General features: G+C 33.1%; 1 protein-coding gene. It reads left to right on the top strand.

The window, feature by feature from the left end; all coding sequences use genetic code 11:
• A partial coding sequence (locus A3854_RS09620; protein WP_180378660.1) for a hypothetical protein occupies positions 1–912 on the top strand: 912 nt, incomplete at both ends.

Consider the following 912-nt stretch of genomic DNA (forward strand, 5'->3'; position numbering starts at 1 on the left):
GAGTCAAATTTAAACGCATCAGATGTATCAAAGTGCGAGGCTTTATTTCAGCCATTTGTTACAAAGATAAATTCTTTACTAAGCACTCAAAGCACAAAGATCTTTAACCTTGAAAACGTATACTGCGTAAATTTAGTCAGCTCAAATGCCTCAAATACTTCAAGAATAAATAAGCTCTTAAGGCAAAGAGAGGAGGAATTTTACAAACAAGAAAATATACTCTTGCTATGTCCAAGGAAGATGACGACTCCTATTAGAGTCTTTCAACCTAAAAAGAGCGAATTTACCGTTGTGCTAGCTAGTCAGACTCCATTTGATTGCAGTGAGCTAAATCCAAAAGAGCTAAATTCTAGTAGGCCAAACTATGGTAAAGTAAATTTATGCGAGCTAATACTTACTGACTTTAAATTTGACTCTTACGAAGATAGTAAAAATGAAGAGATAAAATTTAAAAACGCAAAGAGCAAAGATACGGTAATACTCTATCAAGAAAACAAAAATGAAGAAGATAAGATAAATGGTGCTACCTTTACTAGCATAAAGCAAAATAGCGATGATATAGAGTATAAACTAGAAGATGGCGTTATAAGCATGAAGTACTTTGAAGACCAAACGTCTAACAACAAACACCTAAATTTCTCTTTATTAAATTTCGCCAAAGAAAATAACTTTACCCTAAGAGATGATAAAGACTCGGCTATGTTTGATATGAAGCTTCGTCTAGCTCATGGCAACAATGTAGTGCCTACATCAGCATCAAGTTCAGGTCTTACTCTTACAATAAACAATCTCATCATTGAAAACGAAGATGGTAAGGCAAGTGAAGATATAGATAAGATATATCTTCATCACTGCTTTGATAAAAGTATATATGAGAGTATATCTTTAGTAAAAAATGAAGACTCAGATATC

This window comes from Campylobacter concisus, assembly GCF_002092845.1.
GTDB classification, from domain to species: domain Bacteria; phylum Campylobacterota; class Campylobacteria; order Campylobacterales; family Campylobacteraceae; genus Campylobacter_A; species Campylobacter_A concisus_AQ.